This window comes from Pseudonocardia wallangbongensis (assembly GCF_054486945.1).
Genome location: NZ_JBRERS010000001.1, coordinates 323,876 through 343,618, shown reverse-complemented (window position 1 = coordinate 343,618; position 19,743 = coordinate 323,876). Strand labels below are relative to the sequence as shown.

General features: G+C 73.4%; 20 protein-coding genes. 9 read left to right on the top strand and 11 right to left on the bottom strand.

Going from position 1 to position 19,743, the window contains the following annotated elements; genetic code table 11:
• Positions 1 to 6 precede the first annotated feature (6 nt).
• From ACU436_RS01675 to ACU436_RS01665, 3 genes are all read right to left on the bottom strand, one after another.
• Positions 7 to 570: an OsmC family protein gene (locus tag ACU436_RS01675; protein ID WP_459020839.1), complete on the bottom strand. Its 564-nt coding sequence runs from the start codon at positions 568 to 570 to the stop codon at positions 7 to 9.
• 215 nt (positions 571 to 785) lie between these two features.
• A complete protein-coding gene (locus tag ACU436_RS01670) occupies positions 786 to 2,006 on the bottom strand; it encodes an MFS transporter (RefSeq protein ID WP_459020837.1) in 1,221 nt (406 codons plus the stop codon).
• Positions 2,003 to 2,407 (bottom strand): MarR family winged helix-turn-helix transcriptional regulator, encoded by a 405-nt coding sequence (locus ACU436_RS01665; RefSeq protein ID WP_459020835.1) that lies wholly within the window; start codon positions 2,405 to 2,407, stop codon positions 2,003 to 2,005. The genes ACU436_RS01670 and ACU436_RS01665 overlap by 4 nt, the downstream gene beginning before the upstream one ends.
• Positions 2,408 to 2,510: 103 nt before the next feature.
• Here ACU436_RS01665 and ACU436_RS01660 point away from each other — a divergent pair, with 103 nt between their 5' ends.
• Genes ACU436_RS01660 through ACU436_RS01645 form a run of 4 tightly spaced genes read left to right on the top strand, consistent with a single transcriptional unit; the run spans position 2,511 to position 6,224 of the window.
• Positions 2,511 to 3,572, top strand: a complete 1,062-nt coding sequence (locus tag ACU436_RS01660; RefSeq protein WP_459020833.1) for a substrate-binding domain-containing protein — start codon at positions 2,511 to 2,513, stop codon at positions 3,570 to 3,572.
• A gap of 34 nt (positions 3,573 to 3,606) precedes the next feature.
• Positions 3,607 to 3,915, top strand: a complete 309-nt coding sequence (locus tag ACU436_RS01655; RefSeq protein WP_459020831.1) for an FmdB family zinc ribbon protein — start codon at positions 3,607 to 3,609, stop codon at positions 3,913 to 3,915.
• 21 nt (positions 3,916 to 3,936) lie between these two features.
• Positions 3,937 to 5,184 carry a formamidase gene (gene fmdA, locus ACU436_RS01650; RefSeq protein WP_459020829.1) on the top strand — a complete coding sequence of 416 codons (1,248 nt, stop codon included), beginning with the start codon at positions 3,937 to 3,939 and terminating at the stop codon, positions 5,182 to 5,184.
• The gene (locus ACU436_RS01645; RefSeq protein WP_459020827.1) at positions 5,181 to 6,224 is read left to right on the top strand and encodes an alpha/beta fold hydrolase; all 1,044 of its coding nucleotides are present in this window, start codon (positions 5,181 to 5,183) and stop codon (positions 6,222 to 6,224) included. The genes fmdA and ACU436_RS01645 overlap by 4 nt, the downstream gene beginning before the upstream one ends.
• Before the next feature lie 357 nt (positions 6,225 to 6,581).
• Here ACU436_RS01645 and fahA read toward each other — a convergent pair whose 3' ends face one another.
• The 6 genes from fahA to ACU436_RS01615 form a co-directional block, all read right to left on the bottom strand.
• Positions 6,582 to 7,751, bottom strand: a complete 1,170-nt coding sequence (gene fahA, locus ACU436_RS01640; RefSeq protein WP_459022586.1) for a fumarylacetoacetase — start codon at positions 7,749 to 7,751, stop codon at positions 6,582 to 6,584.
• Entirely contained in the window at positions 7,748 to 8,944 is a 1,197-nt protein-coding gene (locus tag ACU436_RS01635) for a cupin domain-containing protein (protein ID WP_459020825.1), read from the bottom strand. The genes fahA and ACU436_RS01635 overlap by 4 nt, the downstream gene beginning before the upstream one ends.
• A complete protein-coding gene (locus ACU436_RS01630) occupies positions 8,854 to 10,548 on the bottom strand; it encodes an FAD-dependent monooxygenase (protein ID WP_459020823.1) in 1,695 nt (564 codons plus the stop codon). Before ACU436_RS01630 ends, ACU436_RS01635 begins: the two co-directional genes overlap by 91 nt.
• Positions 10,549 to 10,550: 2 nt before the next feature.
• A complete protein-coding gene (locus ACU436_RS01625; RefSeq protein WP_459020821.1) occupies positions 10,551 to 11,510 on the bottom strand; it encodes an MBL fold metallo-hydrolase in 960 nt (319 codons plus the stop codon).
• Between the two features lie 71 nt (positions 11,511 to 11,581).
• Positions 11,582 to 12,112 (bottom strand): MarR family winged helix-turn-helix transcriptional regulator, encoded by a 531-nt coding sequence (locus ACU436_RS01620; protein ID WP_459020819.1) that lies wholly within the window; start codon positions 12,110 to 12,112, stop codon positions 11,582 to 11,584.
• A gap of 49 nt (positions 12,113 to 12,161) precedes the next feature.
• Complete coding sequence (locus tag ACU436_RS01615) at positions 12,162 to 12,419, bottom strand: WhiB family transcriptional regulator (protein ID WP_459020817.1); 258 nt, start codon at positions 12,417 to 12,419, stop codon at positions 12,162 to 12,164.
• 218 nt (positions 12,420 to 12,637) lie between these two features.
• On the opposite strand from ACU436_RS01615, the gene ACU436_RS01610 reads away from it, so the two are divergent.
• Entirely contained in the window at positions 12,638 to 13,549 is a 912-nt protein-coding gene (locus ACU436_RS01610) for an NAD(+)/NADH kinase (RefSeq protein WP_459020815.1), read from the top strand.
• A 7-nt stretch (positions 13,550 to 13,556) separates the two neighbouring features.
• Here the strand turns inward: ACU436_RS01610 and ACU436_RS01605 are convergent, their stop codons facing one another.
• The gene (locus tag ACU436_RS01605) at positions 13,557 to 13,958 is read right to left on the bottom strand and encodes an Lsr2 dimerization domain-containing protein (protein WP_459020814.1); all 402 of its coding nucleotides are present in this window, start codon (positions 13,956 to 13,958) and stop codon (positions 13,557 to 13,559) included.
• Between the two features lie 134 nt (positions 13,959 to 14,092).
• Between ACU436_RS01605 and ACU436_RS01600 the strand changes: the two genes are divergently transcribed.
• Genes ACU436_RS01600 through ACU436_RS01585 form a run of 4 tightly spaced genes read left to right on the top strand, consistent with a single transcriptional unit; the run spans position 14,093 to position 18,020 of the window.
• The gene (locus tag ACU436_RS01600) at positions 14,093 to 14,863 is read left to right on the top strand and encodes an IclR family transcriptional regulator (protein WP_459020813.1); all 771 of its coding nucleotides are present in this window, start codon (positions 14,093 to 14,095) and stop codon (positions 14,861 to 14,863) included.
• Between the two features lie 25 nt (positions 14,864 to 14,888).
• Entirely contained in the window at positions 14,889 to 16,004 is a 1,116-nt protein-coding gene (locus ACU436_RS01595; RefSeq protein WP_459020812.1) for a cupin domain-containing protein, read from the top strand.
• Positions 16,001 to 16,846 carry a fumarylacetoacetate hydrolase family protein gene (locus ACU436_RS01590; protein ID WP_459020811.1) on the top strand — a complete coding sequence of 282 codons (846 nt, stop codon included), beginning with the start codon at positions 16,001 to 16,003 and terminating at the stop codon, positions 16,844 to 16,846. Before ACU436_RS01595 ends, ACU436_RS01590 begins: the two co-directional genes overlap by 4 nt.
• 1 nt (position 16,847) lies before the next feature.
• Entirely contained in the window at positions 16,848 to 18,020 is a 1,173-nt protein-coding gene (locus ACU436_RS01585) for an FAD-dependent monooxygenase (protein ID WP_459020810.1), read from the top strand.
• Between the two features lie 105 nt (positions 18,021 to 18,125).
• Here ACU436_RS01585 and ACU436_RS01580 read toward each other — a convergent pair whose 3' ends face one another.
• Positions 18,126 to 19,742: an AMP-binding protein gene (locus ACU436_RS01580; protein WP_459020809.1), complete on the bottom strand. Its 1,617-nt coding sequence runs from the start codon at positions 19,740 to 19,742 to the stop codon at positions 18,126 to 18,128.
• Between the last annotated feature and the right edge of the window lies 1 nt (position 19,743).

Genomic DNA, 19,743 nt, shown 5'->3' with positions numbered 1-19,743 from the left:
TCGCGATCAATCCGAGACGGTCACGCTCACGTTGGTGGGGTTGGTGAGGATGTCGTAGACCGCCGAGCGCTTCTGCGACTGCGCGACGAGCGCCTTGATCTCGTCGGGCGTGGCGTCGGCGTCGATGTCGTAGTGGACCTTGACGCCGTCGAACCCGTTGCGGACGTCGGGGTCGGCTCCGAGGATGCCGTGCAGGTCCATCCCGGCCTCGATGGTGGCCTCGACGGACCGCAGCTGGATCTGCCGCTGCTGGGCCACCGACGCGATGCCGGCCGTCAGGCAGCTCCCCAGCGCCACCAGCACGTACTCGACGGGCGTGATGCCGTTGTCCTCGGCCGCGAAGGCGAGGGGATGGTCGGCGTCGTAGCTGAAGACGGCCTTGTGGCGCTGCTCGTCGCTGAAGCCGTGGAAGGTCTCCACGGTGGAGCGGCTGTGCGTGCCCTTGACCCAGGAGACCGTGGTGCGCCACTGGAACTGCGCGAGCTCCGGGGTGTCGGGCAGCGCGTCGCGCACGCCGACGAGGGCTTCGACGTTGACACCGTTGTCGATGGGGGCATCGGTCGTGGTCATGCATTCCTCCGGGATCGACCGCGCGCGGTCGGCGAATGCGCGCGGCAGGAGTGGGACTGGCAGAGAGAGGGGAGGGAGAGTTCAGCGCGGAAGGCGACACGCGCTGCTGCAGACCACGCAGTGGTCCACGTGCCGTCGGCGCACGAGGAATGCGTGGCCGACCATGCGCATTTCGTACCAGACCGCGACGATGAAGACCAGTCCCGCGAGCGTCGTCAGAGGGTGCGCGGCCGGCCGGCGAGCACGCCGGTGCCGGCCTGGGCCACCACGACCGCGAGCAGCACGGCGAACGGCACGGTCCAGCCGCCGGTGCTCTCGTGCAGCAGCCCGACGAGGAACGGCCCGGTGCCGGCGATCACGTACCCGATGCCCTGCGCCATGCCGGACAGGTCGGCCGTCCGTGCGGCGGACGACGCCCTCAGCGCGATGACGGTCAGGGCGAGGGAGAACACGCTCATCCCGAGCCCGAGCAGCAGCACCCAGGGCAGCACCTGCCACGGGCCCGCGGTGGGGACCAGCAGGAGCCCGAGCAGCCCGGCCGCGCCGCAGGCGCTCAGCGCGAGGATCCAACCGCTCTGACCGCGGGCCCGGCCCGCCATCGGGGGGACGAGCAGGCTCACCGGGAGGGCGACGATGGACAGGACGCCGAGCAGGAGGCCGGCATCGGTGCGGCCGACCCCGCGGTCCATCAGGGCGAGCGGGAGCCAGTTCATCACGGCGAACGCGACGAAGGCCTGCAGCCCGAAGAACGCGGTCACCGTCCACGCCAGTGGCGAGCCGAGCAGCGAGCGCCGGTCGTTGGCTGCGACCGGGCCGGTGGGCGTGGAGGTGGGGCGGCCCCACGCGAACCAGCCCGCGAGCGCGATCGCGCCGAGGGCGGCCCAGCTCGCGAGGGCGGGCCGCCAGCCGCCGAGACCCGTGGCGAGCAGCGGGGTGAGCGCGAACCCGAGCGTGGCGCCGGCCTGGAGCGCAGCCGTGTAGAGACCGGTGACGAGCCCGATCCGGCTCGGGAAGCCGGCCCGCACGACCACCGGCACCAGCACGCCGGCGATCGCGACCCCGCTCGTCGCGACCACGGTGGCGACGAGCATCAGGGTCGGGCCGCCGAGGACCCGCACCACCAGCCCGGCCGTGATGGCGCCGAGCGCGACGGCGATCGCGCCGCGCAGCCCGAGGCGGCGGGACAGCCGCGGCGCGAGGGCCCCCGCCGCGGCGAGGCACAGCACGGGCACGGTGGTGAGCAGCCCGACCCATCCGGCGGATGCCGCGAACGAGGCCCGGGCCTGGTCGAGCAGCGGCCCGACGCTGGTGATCGCCGGCCGCAGGTTGAACGCCACGAGCACCACGCCGACGGCGAGCAGCGCGCTGGTACGACCGGCACGCCCGTACCGCTCTGTCGGACCGGAGTGCCGTTCGTACATCGGGGCCTGGCTCATCGCTCCCGCAGGCGTTCCAGGAGCGCCGCCAGGAGGCCGGCGTCGGTGCCGAGATCGGCGGTCAACGACTCGCCCACCGTCGCGACGGCGGGGGCGAGCCGGGCGTGCTCGGCCCGCCCGTGGTCGGAGAGGAACACGAGCACCCGCCTCCGGTCGGCGTCGTCGGCCCGCCGGTAGACGAGCGCGCGGTCCACCAACCGATCGACGATCTTCGTGAGGGTGGGGGCGGGCACCATCGCCCGCGCGGCGATCTCGCTCATCGGGTGGCCGTCGCCGTCTGCGAGGTGCGTGAGGACGCGCCACTGGTCGAGGGTGGGGCCGCCCGGGCCGAGCGCGGCCTCCACCCGCCGCGAGACCAGGTGCTCGACCTGGCTGAGCAGCTCCGGTATCGCGGACGACACGTCGACCTCCCCGACCGGAAACGAACCCGTGACGCGAACCCTGTCATCGTAAACACTGTCATCTCGAACCGAACGACCCGATCGATCACGAGCGGGAGGTCGGATGGGGCGGAACACGATCGAGATCGCGTTCGTGATCCCGCGGAGCGGGCCCGCGGGGATCGTCGGCCCGTCGTGCGAGGCCTGCGGGCTCCTCGCCGCCGACGAGATCAACGCGGCGGGCGGCGTGCTGGGCCGGGAGCTGCGGCTGCGGGTCGTGGACGGCGGGCGGGCGCCCGCGGTGGTCGCCCGGGACGTGGACGCGCTCGTCTCGGCCGGTGCCGTGGAGGGGGTCACGGGGTGGCACATCTCGGCGGTCCGCCAGGTCGTCGCGCCGATCGTGTCCGGGCGGGTGCCGTACGTCTACAGCCCGCTCTACGAGGGCGGTGAGCGGACGCCGGGCGTCTTCCTCGCGGGCGAGACGCCCGACCGACAGCTGCTGCCGGCCCTCAGTTGGATGGCGTGTGAGCTCGGGGTGCGCACGTGGTGCGTGGTCGGCGACGACTACGTCTGGCCGATCGCGTCGGCGCGGGTGGTCCGCGACTACGCCCGCCACAGCACGGACGTGGACGTCGTCGACGAGGTGTTCGTCCCGCTGGGCACCCTCGACTTCGCCCCGGCGGTGCGGCGCGTGGAGCGCAGCGGCGCGCGCGGGGTGCTGATGCTGCTGGTCGGCTCGGACGCGGTGCGCTTCAACCGCGCCTTCGCCGCAGCGGGGCTCGACGCGGCGTGCGTGCGGTTCAGCCCGCTGATGGAGGAGAACATGGTGCTGGCCACCGGTGCCGACGCCACTCGGGAGCTGTACGCGTCGGCGGGGTTCTTCGAGGCCTTGCCGACCACGTCGGGCCTGGACTTCTCGCGTCGCTACGCGCAGCGCTTCGGGGTGGACGCGCCGGTGGTCGGCTCGCTGGGGGAGTCCTGCTACGAGGGCGTCACGCTGCTCGCGCGGCTGGCCGAGCGGGCCGGCGGTCTGGTGCCGGGGGAGTGGGCGGCCGCGGCCGACGCCCTCGCCTACGACAGCCCGCGGGGCACGGTGCGGATGGCCGGGAACCACCTGGTGCAGAGCGTCTACCTGGCGCGCGCGGACGGGCTGGACCTCGGCGTGCTCGCGCAGTTGGCGCCTTGACTGAACCTTTCCATCGCAATAGTTTCATCTGACAGTGTCTCTGCTGTCAGGGGTGGCCGTGCCGACCTACGACTACCGGTGTCCGCGTTGCGGCGGGTTCCAACTCCGTCGCCCGATGGCCGAGTCCGAGCACGAGACGACGTGCCCCGGCTGCGCGCTCCCGGCGGCCCGCGTGTTCGGCGCTCCCGCGCTGCGCGGACTGGACCCGGCCGTGCGGCGGGCGCTCGACGCCGGTGCCCGCAGCGCCGACTCCCCGCAGGTCGTGACGTCGGTGCCGGGCCGCTCCCGGCGCGCCACACCGGTCACGAAAGACCCGCGGCACGCCCGGCTGCCCCGGCCCTGAACCCGCATCCAGGAGGCCCGCATGCCCGATGTCGTCTTCTCCGTCGACCAGGCCCGTTCGATGCGCGACCAGGCCGTGCCCGGCCACAACCGCTGGCACCCCGACATCCCGCCCGCGGTCACCGTGCGGCCCGGGCAGTCCATCCGCGTCGAGTGCCGGGAGTGGACCGACGGCCAGATCGGCAACAACGACTCGGCGAACGACGTGCGCGACGTCGACCTCACGTGCGCGCACATGCTCTCCGGGCCGATCCACGTCGAGGGCGCCGAGCCCGGCGACCTGCTCGTCGTCGACATCCTCGACCTGGGGCCGGTACCGCAGGAGGTCGGCGACGCACCGGGCCAGGGGTGGGGCTACACCGGGATCTTCGCCAAGGCCAACGGCGGCGGCTTCCTCACCGACCGGTTCCCGGACGCGTACAAGGCGATCTGGGACTTCGCCGGGCAGAAGTGCACGTCCCGGCACATCCCGGGCGTGGAGTTCACCGGGATCACCCACCCCGGCCTGTTCGGCACCGCGCCCTCGGCCGACCTGCTGGCCCGGTGGAACACCCGCGAACGCGCGCTGATCGCCACCGAGCCCGACCGCGTGCCGCCGCTCGCGCTGCCGCCGCTACCGGAGAGCACCCTCGGCGGCACCGCCTCCGGCGACGTGCTCGCCGGGATCGCCCGCGACGGCGCCCGCACCGTGCCCGCCCGGGAGAACGGCGGCAACCACGACATCAAGAACTTCACCCGCGGCTCGCGCGTCTTCTACCCCGTGCACGTCCCCGGTGCCCTCTTCTCCGGCGGCGACCTGCACTTCAGCCAGGGCGACGGCGAGATCACCTTCTGCGGCGCCATCGAGATGGGCGGCTTCATCGACTTCCACGTCGACCTGATCAAGGGCGGCATGCAGACCTATGGCGTCACCACCAACCCGATCCTGATACCGGGCAACGTGGAGCCGCAGTACTCCGAGTTCGTGACGTTCATCGGCATCGGCGTCGACCACGGCAGCGACACCCAGCTCTACAACGACGCCACGGTCGCGTACCGCAACGCCTGCCTGAACGCCGTGGAGTACCTGACGAAGTTCGGCTACTCCGGCGCCCAGGCGTACCTGCTGCTCGGTGCGGCGCCCATCGAGGGCCGGGTCAGCGGCGTGGTGGACATCCCGAACGCGTGCTGCTCGCTCTACCTGCCCACGGCGATCTTCGACGTCGACATCCGGCCGTCCGCGGCCGGGCCCGCCCGTGCGGACCGGGGAACGTGCGCGGTGTCGTCGTGACCGGCCGCGATGCGCCCCATCACGTCCACGAGATCCCGGACTTCACGCTGGCCTGCGGCGCCACGCTCCGGCCCGCCAGGGTCGCCTACCAGACCTACGGGACGCTGAACGCGGCGAAGGACAACGCGATCGTCTACCCGACCTGGTACTCGGGACGGCACTGGGACAACGAGTGGCTCATCGGGCCCGACAAGGCCCTGAACCCGGACCGCTGGTTCATCATCGTCCCGAACATGCTGGGCAACGGCCTGTCCTCCTCGGCGTCCAACACGCCGCCGCCGTGGGACCGGGCGCGGTTCCCGAAGATCGCGGTGCGCGACAACGTCGAGTCGCAGCACCGGCTCGTCACCGAGGTCTTCGGGATCGAGAAGCTGGCGCTCGTGCTCGGGTGGTCCATGGGCGCGGGGCAGACCTACCAGTGGGCGGTGAGCCATCCGGAGATGGTGCAGCGGATGCTGCCCTTCTGCGGGTCCTCCCGCACAGCCCCGCACAACCGGGTGTTCCTCGACTCCCTGCGCCACGCCATGCGCGCCGACGCCGCCTTCGCCGAGGGCTGGTACGAACCCGACGCCCTCCCGGTGCGCGGTCTGCGCGCGTTCGCACGGATATACGCCGGCTGGGGCTTCTCCCAGGCGTTCTACTGGGACGAGGTGTGGCGCGAGCTCGGCCACACCTCGCTCGAGGACTTCGTGGTCGACTTCTGGGAGGGCTTCTTCCTCGACGGCAGGGACCCGAACAACCTGCTCACGATGCTCGACACCTGGTGGGCCGGCGACGTGGGCGCGACCCCCGGCTTCTCGTCCACGGAGGAGGCGCTGGCCTCGATCCGGGCGCGCGCGATCGTCATGCCGGCCGAGAAGGACCTCTACTTCCCGCCCGAGGACGAGCGGTGGGCGGTCTCGCACATGAAGACCGCCGAGCTGCGGGTGATCCCCGGCGTGTGGGGCCACTTCGCCGGTGGCGGGGCGAACCCGGTGGACACGGCGTTCATCGACGAGGCCGTGGGCGAGCTCCTCGCGACCCCTCCGGGCGGCGACTGAGCTCGCGCACCTGAAGCGCTCCCTGGAGGTTGGTGATCGATCCGAGATGCGGGAATTCGCCCTCACGAGGGCGTTCATGGTGGTCTCGTAGCGATCAAGGTCGCATGATCGGTCCGAGTCGCGGCGGATCGCCCCGTCCGAACCGCCGCGCGCAACGCGCCGCCCCCACCCCGCGCACCCCACGCGAATCCACGAGGGTCCACCCGGGCCTACCCCGACGCATCTCCGACCGGCCGACGCGACGGCCGTCGAGAATCGCGCCAACCCCACCCACTCGCGGCCCAACCACACACGGCAACCGGGCACGTCACGATGCCGAAGCGTGTTTGACACGTGCCAGCGAAAGTGCGGCTCGGATCACCCCCGCGCCGGCAGGATCTTGCCGCTCACCTCGCCGAAACCGATCCGGCTCCCGTTCGGGCCGGGGGCCGTGGCCGTGATCGTGACCTCGTCGCCGTCCTCCAGGAACGTGCGGTCCTCGCCCTTCACCGGGAGCGGCTCGCGCCCGCCCCACGTCAACTCGATGAACGCGCCGCCCTGCCGGCGGCGGTCGGACCCGGAGATCGTGCCGGAGGCGAACAGATCGCCGGTGCGCGCCGACGCGCCGTTGACCGTCATGTGGGCGAGCATCTGCGCGGGCGACCAGTACATGTCGCGGTACCGCGGGCGGGAGACCTCCTCGCCGTTCCACTCCACGACGAGCTCGATGTCGAGGCCCCAGTCCTGCGTGCCGCGCAGGTAGTCCAGGGGTGCGGGGTCCTGGCCGGGCAGCGGAACCCGCGCCGCCTCCAGGGCCGCCAGCGGCACCACCCACGGCGAGACCGACGTGGCGAAGCTCTTGCCCAGGTGCGGGCCGAGCGGCACGTACTCCCACGCCTGCACGTCGCGGGCCGACCAGTCGTTGACCAGCACGGCACCGAAGACGTGGTCGGCGAGCTCGTCCACCCCGATGCGGCCGCCCAGCGCCGACCCGACGCCCACGACGAACCCCAGCTCGGCCTCGATGTCCAGCCGCCGGCTCGGCCCGTAGGTGGGCGCGGCCTCGTCCGGGGCCTTGCGCTGCCCGCTGGGCCGCAGGATGTCCGTGCCCGACACGACCACGGTGCCCGCCCGGCCGTGGTAGCCGACCGGGAGGTGTCTCCAGTTGGGCATGAGCGGTTCGGACTCGGGCCGGAAGAGGCGTCCCAGGTTGGAGGCGTGGTGCTCGGAGGCGTAGAAGTCCACGTAGTCGGCCACGTCGAACGGCAGGTGCATGCGCACGTCGCCGACCGGGTGCACGGCGGCGGCCGACACGTCCCGGCCGAGGAGCGCGGTGATCCGTTCCCGCACCTCGGCCCACCGGGCCGGGCCCTGCGCCATGAACGGGTTGAGCGAGGGCGCCGCGAACACCGCGTCGTCGATCACGGCGTCGCCGAGCAGCGCGGACAGGTCCACCACGTCGTCGCCGAGGCGCACCCCCACCCGCGGGGCGCCGCCGGCCGGGGAGAACACGCCGTAGGGCAGGTTGTCCAGCCCGAAGGGAGTCATCGGCCCGGCCCCCGGCCCGACCAGCTCCACGCGTAGGCGGGGTCCTCGGCCGCGAGGCCGCCCTCGCCGAGCTCGAGCGGTGTGAACGTGTCGACCATGACGGCCAGCTCGTCGAAGAACTCCGCGCCCAGTGCCCGTTCCACCGCGCCCGGCTGCGGCCCGTGGCTGTGGCCGCCCGGGTGCAGGCTGATCGAGCCCTGCCCGATGCCCGATCCCTTGCGGGCCTCGTAGTCGCCGCCGCAGTAGAACATGACCTCGTCGGAGTCGACGTTGGAGTGGTAGTAGGGCACCGGCACGGCGAGCGGGTGGTAGTCCACCTTCCGCGGCACGAAGTTGCAGATCACGAAGTTGTTGCCCGCGAAGACCTGGTGCACGGGCGGCGGCTGGTGCACCCGCCCGGTGATCGGCTCGAAGTCCTCGACGTTGAACGTGTACGGGTACAGGCACCCGTCCCAGCCGACCACGTCGAACGGGTGCGTCGGGTAGACGTACCGGGTGCCCGTCACACCCCGGGAGCCGCGGTGCTTGACCAGCACCTCGACGTCGGTCCCGTCGACGAGGAACGGCTCGCCCGGGCCGTGCAGGTCCCGCTCGCAGTACGGCGCGTGCTCCAGCAGCTGCCCGTAGCGGGACAGGTACCGGTTGGGCGGCGCGATGTGCGAGTTGGCCTCGATCGCGTAGAGCCGCAGCGGGTCGGAGCCGGTCGGGATGAAGCGGTGCGTCGTGGAGCGGGGCAGCAGCACGTAGTCGCCCTGCCGCGCGGTGAGCACACCGAACACCGTCTCGACGGTCGCCGCGCCGGACTCCACGTACACGCACTCGTCGCCGAGGGCGTTGCGGTAGAGCGGGGAGGGCTGCCCGGCGGCGACGTAGGAGATCCGCACGTCGGCGTTGCCCAGCACCAGCCGCCGGCCGGTCACGGCGTCGGCGGCCTTCCAGTCCTCGCCGGTGAGGTCGTGCAGCTTCAGGTGCCGCGGGAGCAGCGGGCGGTTCTCGGTGAGGCTCTGGTCCGGCAGCTCCCACGGCGAGGCGTCGACGATCGCCGACGGCACGCCGCGGTGGTAGAGGAGGGCGGAGTCGGAGGAGAACCCCTCCTCGCCCATCAGCTCCTCGTAGTAGAGGCCCCCGTCGGGGGTGCGGTGCTGGGTGTGCCGCTTCGGTGGGATGTCTCCGGCCCGCCGGTAGTACGCCATGGTGGTTCTCCTCCCGAGTGGGTGGCGCGGGCGAGGGCCGCGCGGATCTCGTGATGAGCGGGGTTCCCGAGGACGGCGGCGACGTGGGCGTCCGGGCGGATGATCCAGACCTCGTCCGGGTGGGCGCCGAGGGTGCCCGCGAGGCCGGTCTCGTCGAGGCCGAGCACCTGGACCGGGCCGGGTGTGGCGGCGGCCGCGGCCTGGACCGCTGCGCTGTCGGCGCGACTCCCGGTGAGCAGCAGGAATCCATCCCGCGCGACCTCGCGGAACCGCCGCGGGGGTCGTGAGTGGATACGAGTGCCATAGCCCTCGTATCCACTCACGGCAAGGTGTAGCGGGGCATCGGGGACGAGGACGCCCGGGCCGGCCGGCGGTACGGCGCCCCGCGGCGGTCGCCCGGCGAACGGTCGGGTGGGGGACGGGGTGGTGAGCGGGGAGTCGACGTACCAGAACGGCTCGGACAGGCGCCCCGAGTCGACGAGCGCGCGGGCGGCCGGGTCGGCGCCTGCGCGGGAGAGGACGTCGCGCCGGTGGGCGGCCGCGGCGGCGTCCTGCGGGACCAGGAAATCCATGGTCGCGGTCGTGACGGCGACGTTCTCGCGCGCCGCGGCGTGCCGCTCGTCGTGGTAGGTCTCCAGCAGGGCGTCGGGCGCCCACCCGTGCCCGACGTACGCGATCTTCCAGGCGGCGTTCTCCGCGTCGGCGACACCCGAGTTGAGCCCGCGCGCCCCGAACGGGGAGACCAGGTGTGCGGCGTCGCCCGCGATGAGGATCCGCTCGCACCGCATGCGGTCGACCAGCCGGGTCTGGAAGCGGTAGACCGACTTCCACACGATCTCGTGGTCCCGGTCGCCGATGATCGCCCGGATCCGGGCGTCCAGGGCTCCGGAGGCGACCTCGGCGTCCAGGTCGTAGCCGGCGGGCACCTGCCAGTCGATGCGGAAGGTCGAGCCGGGGCAGGGGTGGATGAGCACCTGGCGGCCGGGGTTCCACGCCGGGTCGAAGTAGAACCGCCGCTCGGTGGCCCATCCGGGCAGGTCGGTGCGGATGTCGCAGATCAGGAAGCGGTCGTCGAAGGAGTGGCCCCCGAAGTCCACCCCGAGCATGCCGCGCAGCTCGTCGCACCGGGACCCGGCGCACACGACGAGGTAGGAGCCCCGCAGCCGGGTGCCGTCGGCGCACCGCACGCCGACGCCGGTGCCGTCCTGCTCGACGCTCGTGACGTCGTGCCCGAAGCGCAGGTCGACCAGCGGTTCGGCGGCGATGCGCTCGTCGAGGATCTGCTCGGTGCGGGTCTGGGAGATGTTCACGAACGGCGGGAACGCCGGACGGCCCGGGTCGCCGAGCGTGTAGCTGAACAGCTCCGCGTCGCGGAAGAACGTGCGCGCGGTGGTCCAGGTGACGCCCTCCTCGGCGATCCGGCGCCCCGCGCCGACCGCCTCCCAGACGTCGAGGACGTCGCGCTGCTGGCAGATCGCCTTCGACCCGACGGCGTCCCGCGCGGGCCGCCGGTCGAGGACGATCGACGGGACCCCCCAGCGGGCCAGCAGCAGGGCGGTGGTCTGCCCGACCGGGCCGGCGCCGAGGACGAGAACCGGGTCCATGGTCACGACTGGAGCTGAGCCCAGACCTCCTGGTCGCGTTCGGCGGTCCAGATGATCGGGCGCTCGATGCCGGACAGCTCGTCCCACAGCCGGGAGACGTCGAAGGGCAGGCAGTGTTCGAAGATCGGCCAGTGCCCGTAGTCCTCGACGAGCGCGGCGTGGGTGGCCTCGAAGGCGTCCCTGAGCGTGCCGCCGCGCTGCTGCACGGCGCCGACCTCGCGGAGCATCACCTGCAGGAACCCGCGGGTCTGCTCGACCGCGGCGTCGACCTCGGCCCGGCCGCGGCTCACCGCGCCGCGCCCACCGACGAGCTGCTCCGCGCCGAGCGACTTGACGTGGTCGAGGGTGCCGCCCGCCCAGTCGCGGTGGAACGCGTCGCCGGTGTAGAGCGCGGCCTGGGCCTCGACGAGGTCGCCGGCGAAGAGGATCTTCTGGCGGGGGAGCCACGCGGTGATGTCGCCCTCGGTGTGGCCGCGGCCGTGGTACTGCAGCACGAGCTCTCCGCGGTCGCCGCCGAGGTCGATCGTCAGCCGGTCGGCGAAGGTGAGCGTCGGCCAGGTGAGCCCGGGCACCGAGTCCGCGCTGTCGGCGAGGCGCGGCATGCGGGCGAACTCGCTCTCCCAGTCCTCCTTGCCCCGCTCGGCCACGAGCGCCCGGGTGGTCTCGTGGGCCACGATGACCTCGGCGTCGAACGCGGACGCGCCGAGCACGCGGACGGCGTGGTAGTGCGAGAGCACGAGGTAGCGCACGGGCTTGTCGGTGTGTTCGCGCAGCCGGTCCAGCCACTTGCGCGCGGCCACCGGCGTGGCGAGCGCCTCGAAGCAGACGAGGAAGTCCTCGCCCTCGACGGCCCCGATGTTGGGGTCGCCCTCGGCGGTCAGGGCGTACACGCCGTCGGCGAGGACCTCGAGCGTCTGCTCCTTGACGGCGGTGTCGGCGGAGGAGGCGAACGGCTTGACCACGGTGTCGTCCTCTCGGCGATAAAAGGTTTAACTACATGGGGACCGTAGAGCGTCCCGGCCATGAACGCCAGTCAGAACCGGTGGCTGACCCACTCCTCGGACCGGGCGGCCCGCGCGAGCTTCCCGAGCACACTGTTGAAGACGTCCAGCTCATCGGGGGTGAGGAGCGCGGCCCACTCGGCCTCGCGCTCGTTGTGGACCCGTAGCGCCGCCTCGAGCCGGCCCGTGCCGGACTCGCTGAGCGAGAGCACGACACCGCGGCGGTCGCGCTCGTCGGGGCCGCGATCCAGCAGCCCCGCGGCGGTCAGCGTCCGGGACAGGCTCGACACCGCCGCGCGGCTCATCCCGGCCAGCTCCGCCGCGCGGCTCGCCTCCTGCGGCCCGGCGATCCAGAGCGTGAAGAGCAGGCGGAACGCCGACCAGCTCCACCCGGCGGGCCGGTGCACGGTGGACTCCAGGTCGTAGACCACGGTGTTCGTGACCCGGTAGAGCAGCAGCACCATCGCCATGGCGGAGCGGTTGGTCTCCGGCAGCCGCTCCACCGCCCGGTCCGGGGCGGTGTCGGCGAAGGACAGGAACGCGTCGTCCTGGTTCTGGCCCACCGGTGGATCGTAGGGCGCTCGTCGGCGGCGAGCGCGCGACCGCCGCGCGCTACGCCGCCTTGCGCGGCGTGCTCGCCCGGCGGAACGCCCTGCGCTCGGTCTCGGTGGTGCCGCCGAAGATCCCGTGGTCGAGGCCGTTGTCGAGCGCGTACGCGAGGCACTCGGCGCGCACGGGGCAGCGCGCGCAGACGGACTTGGCCCGGTCCACCTGGCGTGCGCCGGGGCCGACCTCCGAGAGCGGGAAGAAGAGCTCGGGGTCCTGGTCCCGGCAGGCGGCAAGCTCGCGCCAGTCGTCGAAGTAGGGCATGGGAGTGCCGCCTCCAATCAGCTGTGAGCGCACGCGGGGCGGCCCCGCGTGCACTTGGGGGTGGGCGCGCCGCGCGGTGGCGACGCAGACGAGAGGTGGGCCGTCGGCGCGAATCGGCCGCGCGGCCAGCCTGATCGATCCAACGTGTGGTCTCCACCGAATTGTTCCCGGTTGCACGTTCCGAGGGGGCGAGGGCCGATCTGGCACGCTCCCGATCCGTGGCTTCCCATCGTTTCGCCCTCGTCCTGCACCCCCGGCGCGACGTGTCGGCGGTGGTGGACTCCGTCGTGCGGTGGGCGCAGCGGCACGGCGCCGAGGTGCTGGTGGGGTCGGCCGACGCGGGCCGGGTCTGCGCCGGGGTGCGCGCCGTCGAACCCGGGGAGCTCGCCCGCAGCTGCGACGCCGTCGTCAGCGTCGGCGGCGACGGCACGATGCTCGGCGCGCTGCGTCTGGTGGCCGACCGGCCCGTCCCGGTACTCGGCGTGCACCTGGGGCGGCTGGGCTTCCTCGTCGAGGTGCAGCCGTCCGAGCTCGACGCCGCGCTCGACCGCGTCGCGGCCGGGGAGTTCGTCCTCGAACCGCACAGCGCGCTGCGCGTCCGGCTGGACGAGGAGCGCCTGATCGCGTTCAACGACGTCGCGCTGGTGCGACAGCCGGGGCGCGGATCGCTGGCGGCGGCGATGGCCGTCAACGAGGTGCGGTACGGCTACTACCGGTGTGACGCGCTCGTGGTGGCGACCGCCGCCGGGTCGTCGGCCTACAGCTACGCCGCGGGCGGGCCGCTGCTGTCGCCGTCCGTGCGGGGGATCGTGGTGACGCCGTCCGCCGCGATGTCGGGCATCTCGCGGTCCCTCGTGCTGGGCGAGGACGACCGGCTGCGGCTCGAGTTGCTCCCCGAGGCCGGGGAGCCTGTGGTCGAGATCGACGGCAACCCGGTGCGCGCCGCCCGGGCGGGCGATGCGCTGGACGTGTCGGTGCAGCCCGACGCCGGCCTGGTCGTGCGTCTGGATCCCGAGGTCCACCAGCAGCGCAGCCGGGTGAAGCTGAGCCTGCTCGACCTGCCGCTGCTTCCCGAGCAGCTGCGTGAGCTGCTCCCCGAGGACCTGCGGGGCCGCATCGACGCCCGCTGAACGGGCGTCAGGACCTCGGGTTGAACGGGTCGGCGACCAGCGGGCCGGGCTTCGAGGAGGACTGCGCGGCGGCGGACTCCCGGGAAGGGCTGTGCTGCCGGAAGGGCTCTGACCCGAAGGGCTCTGACCGGTACGGCTGCGAGTCGGCGGTGGGACGTGCGGTGGCCTCGGCCGCGATCCCGTCGCTGTTCGGGACCGCCCGGACCTTCGGCGCGGGTTCCCGCCGGGGCGCGGGGGCCGGGTGCCCGTTCGGCACCGCCCGGGCCGCCGTGATGAACGGTGCGAGGGCCTGCCGGAAGGCGCTGAGGTGGGACTCCGACAGGTCGATCTCGTAGCTGCTGCCGTCCAGCCCGAACGACAGGGTCGTCACGGCGTGCGAGCCGTCGATGTCGTCAACGAGCCGAGTCATGACGTACCGCGCCAAGAACGTTCCCATCCCCCGAAGTGGCAGACCCGCCAGACACTACGACACGCGCCGGTCCCCGTTCGGGGTGGCCATCGGCCGCAGCCGGCGTTCTGGTCGATCGACGTTACCATTCCGTGGTGAAGAACAAGCCGGCGTACGGCATCGACTCGGTCGACCACGCCCTGCACCTGGCGACGCTGCTGCTGCACGAGGGACCGCTACGGGTCACCGACGTCGCCGCGCGCCTCGGCGTCGCCCGGTCCACGGCGCACCGGCTGCTCGCGATGCTCGTCTACCGCGACTTCGCCGAGCAGGACGAGGATCGGCGCTACGTCGCGGGTCCCGTGCTGCGCGGCGCGGCGGCCCCCGAGCCGGTTGCCGATCTGCGCCGGCTCGCGCTGCCGCACCTCGAGGCACTGGCGGCCCGGACCGACGAGTCGGTGAACCTGGTGATCGTGGCCGGGGACCAGGCCCGGTTCGTCGCCACCGTCGAGTCCGCGCACGTCCTGCGGGTGGGCGACCGGGAGGGCCGGGTGCTGCCCGCCCACCTGGCGTCCGGCGGGCGGGCGGTGCTCGCGGTCCGGCCCGAGGGTGAGGTCGTCGACCTGTACTCGGCGGCCGGCTCCCCGGTGGCGGACGTCCCGGCCCTGCTGCGGGACCTGCGCCGGGTGCGCAAGCAGGGTTTCGCCGTCAACGACCAGGCCACGGAGACCGGCGTGACCGCGATCGGGCAGGCCGTCCCGTGCCCGGAGGGGATGGTGGCGGCAGCCGTCTCGATCGCGATGCCCACGGTGCGGTACCGCCGCGACCGGCTCCCCGAGTGGACGAGGGACCTCGCCACCGCCGTCGCGCGCATCGAGCGGGACCTGGCGGACAGTTCTGTACATCAGAACGTCGGTGCCCTCTGAGCGGGACAGCCTCTAGCGTTGCGGCATGACGACGACGCTCTCGCCGGTGACGCTGAAGGCGGTCGACGGGCCGGGGCAGCCGGAGCGGACCCCGGCGCTCGAGGACCTCTACCGCGGGTTCGAGCAGGAGCTGCTCGTGCCGCTGTGGACCGAGATCGGCGACCTGATGCCGACGAGCCCGCGCCCGGCGGCCCGGGCGCACCTGTGGCGGTGGCAGAACCTGCTGCGGCTGGCGGAGCGGTCCGGGGACCTGGTGCCGGTCGGCCGCGGTGGCGAGCGCCGGGCCATCGCGCTCGCCAACCCCGGGCTGGGCGGTGCCCCCTACGCCACGCCCACGCTGTGGGCCGCGATCCAGTACCTGAACCCGCGCGAGGACGCCCCGGTCCACCGGCACACCCAGCACGCCTTCCGGTTCGTCGTGGAGGGCGAGGGCGTCTGGACCGTCGTCGACGGCGACCCGGTCGCCATGCGCCGGGGCGATTTCCTGCTCACCCCGGGCTGGCGGTTCCACGGCCACCACAACCAGGCCGACCAGCCGATGGCGTGGCTCGACGGGCTCGACATCCCGTTCGTCCACCAGGTCGGCTCCGCGTTCTTCGAGCTCGGCCCGGACGAGGTCGCCGACCGCTCGACGCCGGCCCGATCGCGCGCCGAGCGGCTCTGGGCCCATCCCGGCCTCCGGCCGGTCTCGCAGCCCGGTCCGACCCCCAGCTCGCCCATCGCCGCCTACCGGTGGGAGCACACCGACGCGGCCCTCACCGAGCAGCTCGCGCTCGAGGACGAGGGGCACCCGGGTGTGGTGGAGCCGGGGCACGCGGCCGTCCGCTTCACCAACCCGACCACGGGTGGCGACGTGATGCCGACGATGCGCGCGGAGATGCACCGGCTGCGCCCGGGCACCACCACCGCCACCCGGCGCGAGGTCGGCTCCGCGGTCTGGCAGGTGTTCGACGGCGCCGGCACCGTGCGGGTCGGCGAGCGCGAGTGGCAGGTCGGGCGCGGTGACCTCGTCGCCGTGCCGTCCTGGGTGCCGCTGACGGTCACGGCCGACAGCGGCGTCGACCTGTTCCGCTTCTCCGACACCCCGATCTTCGAACGCCTGCACGCCGACCGCGTCCAGGTGGAAGGAGCCCCCGCGTGAGGCTGACGACCCTGCGTACCGGGGGCGGCACGCGCGCCGCCCGCATCGAGGGCGGGTCCGCCGTCGAGATCGACGCCTCCGACGTCGGCGCGCTGCTCGCCGACCCGGCATGGCGCGAGCGCGCGGCGGCCGCGGCCGGGCCGCAGCACGACCTCGCGGCCGCCGACGTCGCCCCGCTGGTGCCGCGCCCGGGGAAGATCTTCTGCGTGGGCCTGAACTACCGCACCCACATCCTGGAGATGGGGCGGGAGCTGCCGGAGCACCCCACGCTCTTCGCGAAGTTCGCCGAGGCGCTCGTCGGACCGCGGGACGAGGTCGCGCTCGACCCCGCGTCGGAGATGGTGGACTGGGAGGCCGAGCTCGCCGTCGTCGTCGGCGCCCCGGTGCGCCGGGCGAGCGGGCCGGAGGCCGAGGCGGCCATCGCCGGGTTCGCGGTGCTCAACGACGTCACCATGCGCGACTGGCAGTACCGCACCCTGCAGTGGCTGCAGGGCAAGACGTTCGAGGCCACCACACCGTTCGGGCCGCAGCTGGTCACCGCGGACGAGCTGCCGGGCGGCGCTCGGCCCTCCCTGGACCTGGCGTGCGCGGTCGACGGCGAGACCGTGCAGGCCGCCAACACGTCCGACCTGGTCTTCGACCCGGTCGCGCTGGTCGCCTACGTCTCGCGGATCGTCACCCTCAACCCGGGCGACGTGATCGCCACCGGCACGCCGGGCGGGGTCGGCCACGCCCGGAAGCCCGCGCGCTACCTCGCCGACGGGGCCGTCCTGACCACCGAGATCGAGGGGCTGGGCGGCCAGCGCAACGTCGCCCGGGCCGCGGTCCCCGCGCCGGTCTGAGATGCCCGCCGACGTGGACGCCGTCGTCGTCGGGGGCGGCATCGGCGGGCTCGGGAGCGCGCTCGCGCTCGCGCGCGCCGGCTACTCCGTCCGGGTCCTCGAGCAGGAGTCGGAGTTCGGTGAGGTGGGCGCGGGCCTGCAGATCGCCCCGAACGCCACCCGCCTCCTGCGGTCGTGGGGCCTGCTCGACGAGGTCGTCGACCTGGGCGTGACGCCGCGCCGTCTCGTCATGCGCGATGCCCTCGACGGCAGCGAGCTCACCCACGTCGACGTCGCCGAGACCGCCCGCCGCTACGGCGCGCCGTACGTGGTGACCCACCGCAGCGACCTGCTGTCCGCCCTGCTCCGGGGGTGCCGGGAGGCCGGCGTCGACCTCGTCACGGACGCCACCGTCGACGATGTGGAACTCGCCGCCGACCACGCAGCCGCGGTGGGGGGCCGCCGCCGCGACACCGGCCGGGTCGTCGTCGCCGCCGACGGCCTCGGATCCCGGCTGCGCGCCCGGCTCAGCGCCGACGAGCCGGTGAGCTCCGGCTACGTCGCCTACCGGGGGGCGCTCCCGCTCGCCGACCTGCCCGACACCTCGGGCCTCGCCCTCGACGACGTCGTCGTCTTCATCGGGCCCGGCTGCCACTTCGTGCAGTACCCGCTGCGGCGGGGCGAGATGTTCAACCAGGTCGCGGTGTTCCGGTCGCCCAAGGCACTGGCCGGCGAGCAGGAGTGGGGCACCCCGGACGAGCTCGACGGCGCGTTCGCCGCCGCCTGCGACCGCATCCAGGAGGCGCTGCCGAACCTGTGGCGCAACCGCTGGTGGCGGATGTACGACCGCGACCCCGTCACCACCTGGGTGGACGGCCGCCTCGTCCTCACCGGCGACGCCGCCCACCCCATGCTCCAGTACCTCGCCCAGGGCGCCTGCCAGGCCCTCGAGGACGCCGCCCAGCTCGCGGAGCAGGCCACGAAGGCGCGCACGGGCGACACCACCGACTGGGACCGGGCGCTGGCCGCCTATGCCGAGATCCGCACCGCCCGCACCGCCCGGGTGCAGCGCACCGCGCGCCAGTGGGGCGACTTCTGGCACTGCGACGGCCTGTTCCGCGCCACCCGCAACGCCCTGCTGCGCGACCGCGACCCCGGCGACTTCCGCTACATCGACTGGCTCTACGCCGGCTGACAGCGCGGCGCCGCCGCGACAGCAGGCGGGACGGCGGCGGCCAGGCGCTCACACACCAACAGTGGTGCTCACACAGCAACTGCAGTTCGTGTGCGAGCACCACAATTAGTGTGTGACGGGTCCGGAGCGTTCCACGATGGCCCGTGCCCGCGCCACCTCCAGCTTGCCCGTCGGGGTCCTCGGCAGGTGCTCGACCCGTACGATGCGGCGCGGCACCTTGTAGCCCGCGAGCGTGCGCCGGACCCACTCCTGCAGCTCTCCTTCGGTGGGCGCTGCGGGCGTCGCGACGACCGCGGCCACGCTCTCGCCCCACGTCGGGTCGGGCACGCCGACCACCGCGCAGTCGGTGACGTCGGGGTGGGTGAGGAGCGCGTTCTCGACCTCTTGGGGGTGCACCTTCTCGCCGCCGGTGTTGATGACACCCGAGCGGCGGCCCAGGAAGTGGATCGCCCCGTCGGCGTCGAGCCGGGCGTGGTCGCCGGGGATGGCGTAGCGGACGCCGTCGATCGTGCGGAAGGTCGTGGCCGTCTTCGCGCTGTCCTTGTAGTAGCCCAGGGGCATCGGCCCGCTGTAGGCGAGGACGCCGACCTCGCCGCTACCCGGTTCGACGATGCGGTCGTCGCCGCCGATGACCGCGGTGGCGGGCACCGGGAGGAACCGCGACGGGAGGTCGTCCACCGAGCGCGTGATCGCGAACGCGAACGGCCCGCCCTCGCTGGAGGCGATGGCATCTGTGATCGTCACCTGTGCGCGCTCGTGGAGGGCCCGCTTGAGCCGGTCGCTGAAGGCGGTACCGGAGCTGATCATCCCCCGCAGCGCGGAGAGGTCGTGGGGCCGCCCGGCCTCCTCGGCGGCCAGTAGCTCGCCGACCAGCGGCTGGGTGACCGCGTTGCCCGCGACGATCATGGTGCTGACCCGCTGCGTCGCGACGGTCTCCCACACGCGGCGCGGGTCGAGCCGGCCCGGACCGGCCGTGACCGCCCGGCCGCCGACGAGCAGGGCGCCCATCGTGTTGAACATGCCCGTGCCGTGCATCAGCGGGACGACCGGCATCATCGTCGGCGCGCGCCCCTCCGTGCGCGCGGCCACCGCCACCTCCACCGCCTCGTCGAGCGTGGCCGGGAGGGTCGTGCGGCCGAGCGGCCCGAAGACCGCCACCGCGATGCTGTGCAGGAGGTCGGCCTGCCGCCAGATCACGCCCTTCGGCTTGCCCGTCGTGCCGCCGGTGTACATGAACAGCCGGTCCGAGCCCGGGCGCGGGGTGTGCGGGCGTGGGGGAGTGGTGGCGAGGACCTCGTCCAGCTCCCGGGCGTCGGGGCCGGCACCGGGGCCGACGCGCACCAGCAGCCGCAGGGTGCGGACGTGCTCCGCGGCGTGCCCGACGTTCCCGCCGAGCGTTCCGCTGAACACGACGGCCGCGGCGTCCGCGTCGGCGAGCAGTTCGGTGAGCTCGTGGCCCGTGTAGCGGTAGTTCGCGTTGACCGGGACCGCCCCGATCTTGAACGCGGCGAACACGGTCTCCAGGTACGCGGAGCCGTTGTAGAGGTAGCACGCGACGGTGTCGCCCGGCCCCACGCCGGCCGCCTCGAGGGCGGCGGCGAGGCGGGATGCGCGGTCGTCGAACTCGGCGTAGGACCGGTCGCGCCCGGGCTCGGAGACGGCGATCTCGTCCGGGATGTGGTCGGCCACCGCTTCCCACACCGTCCCGAACGAGACGTCCACA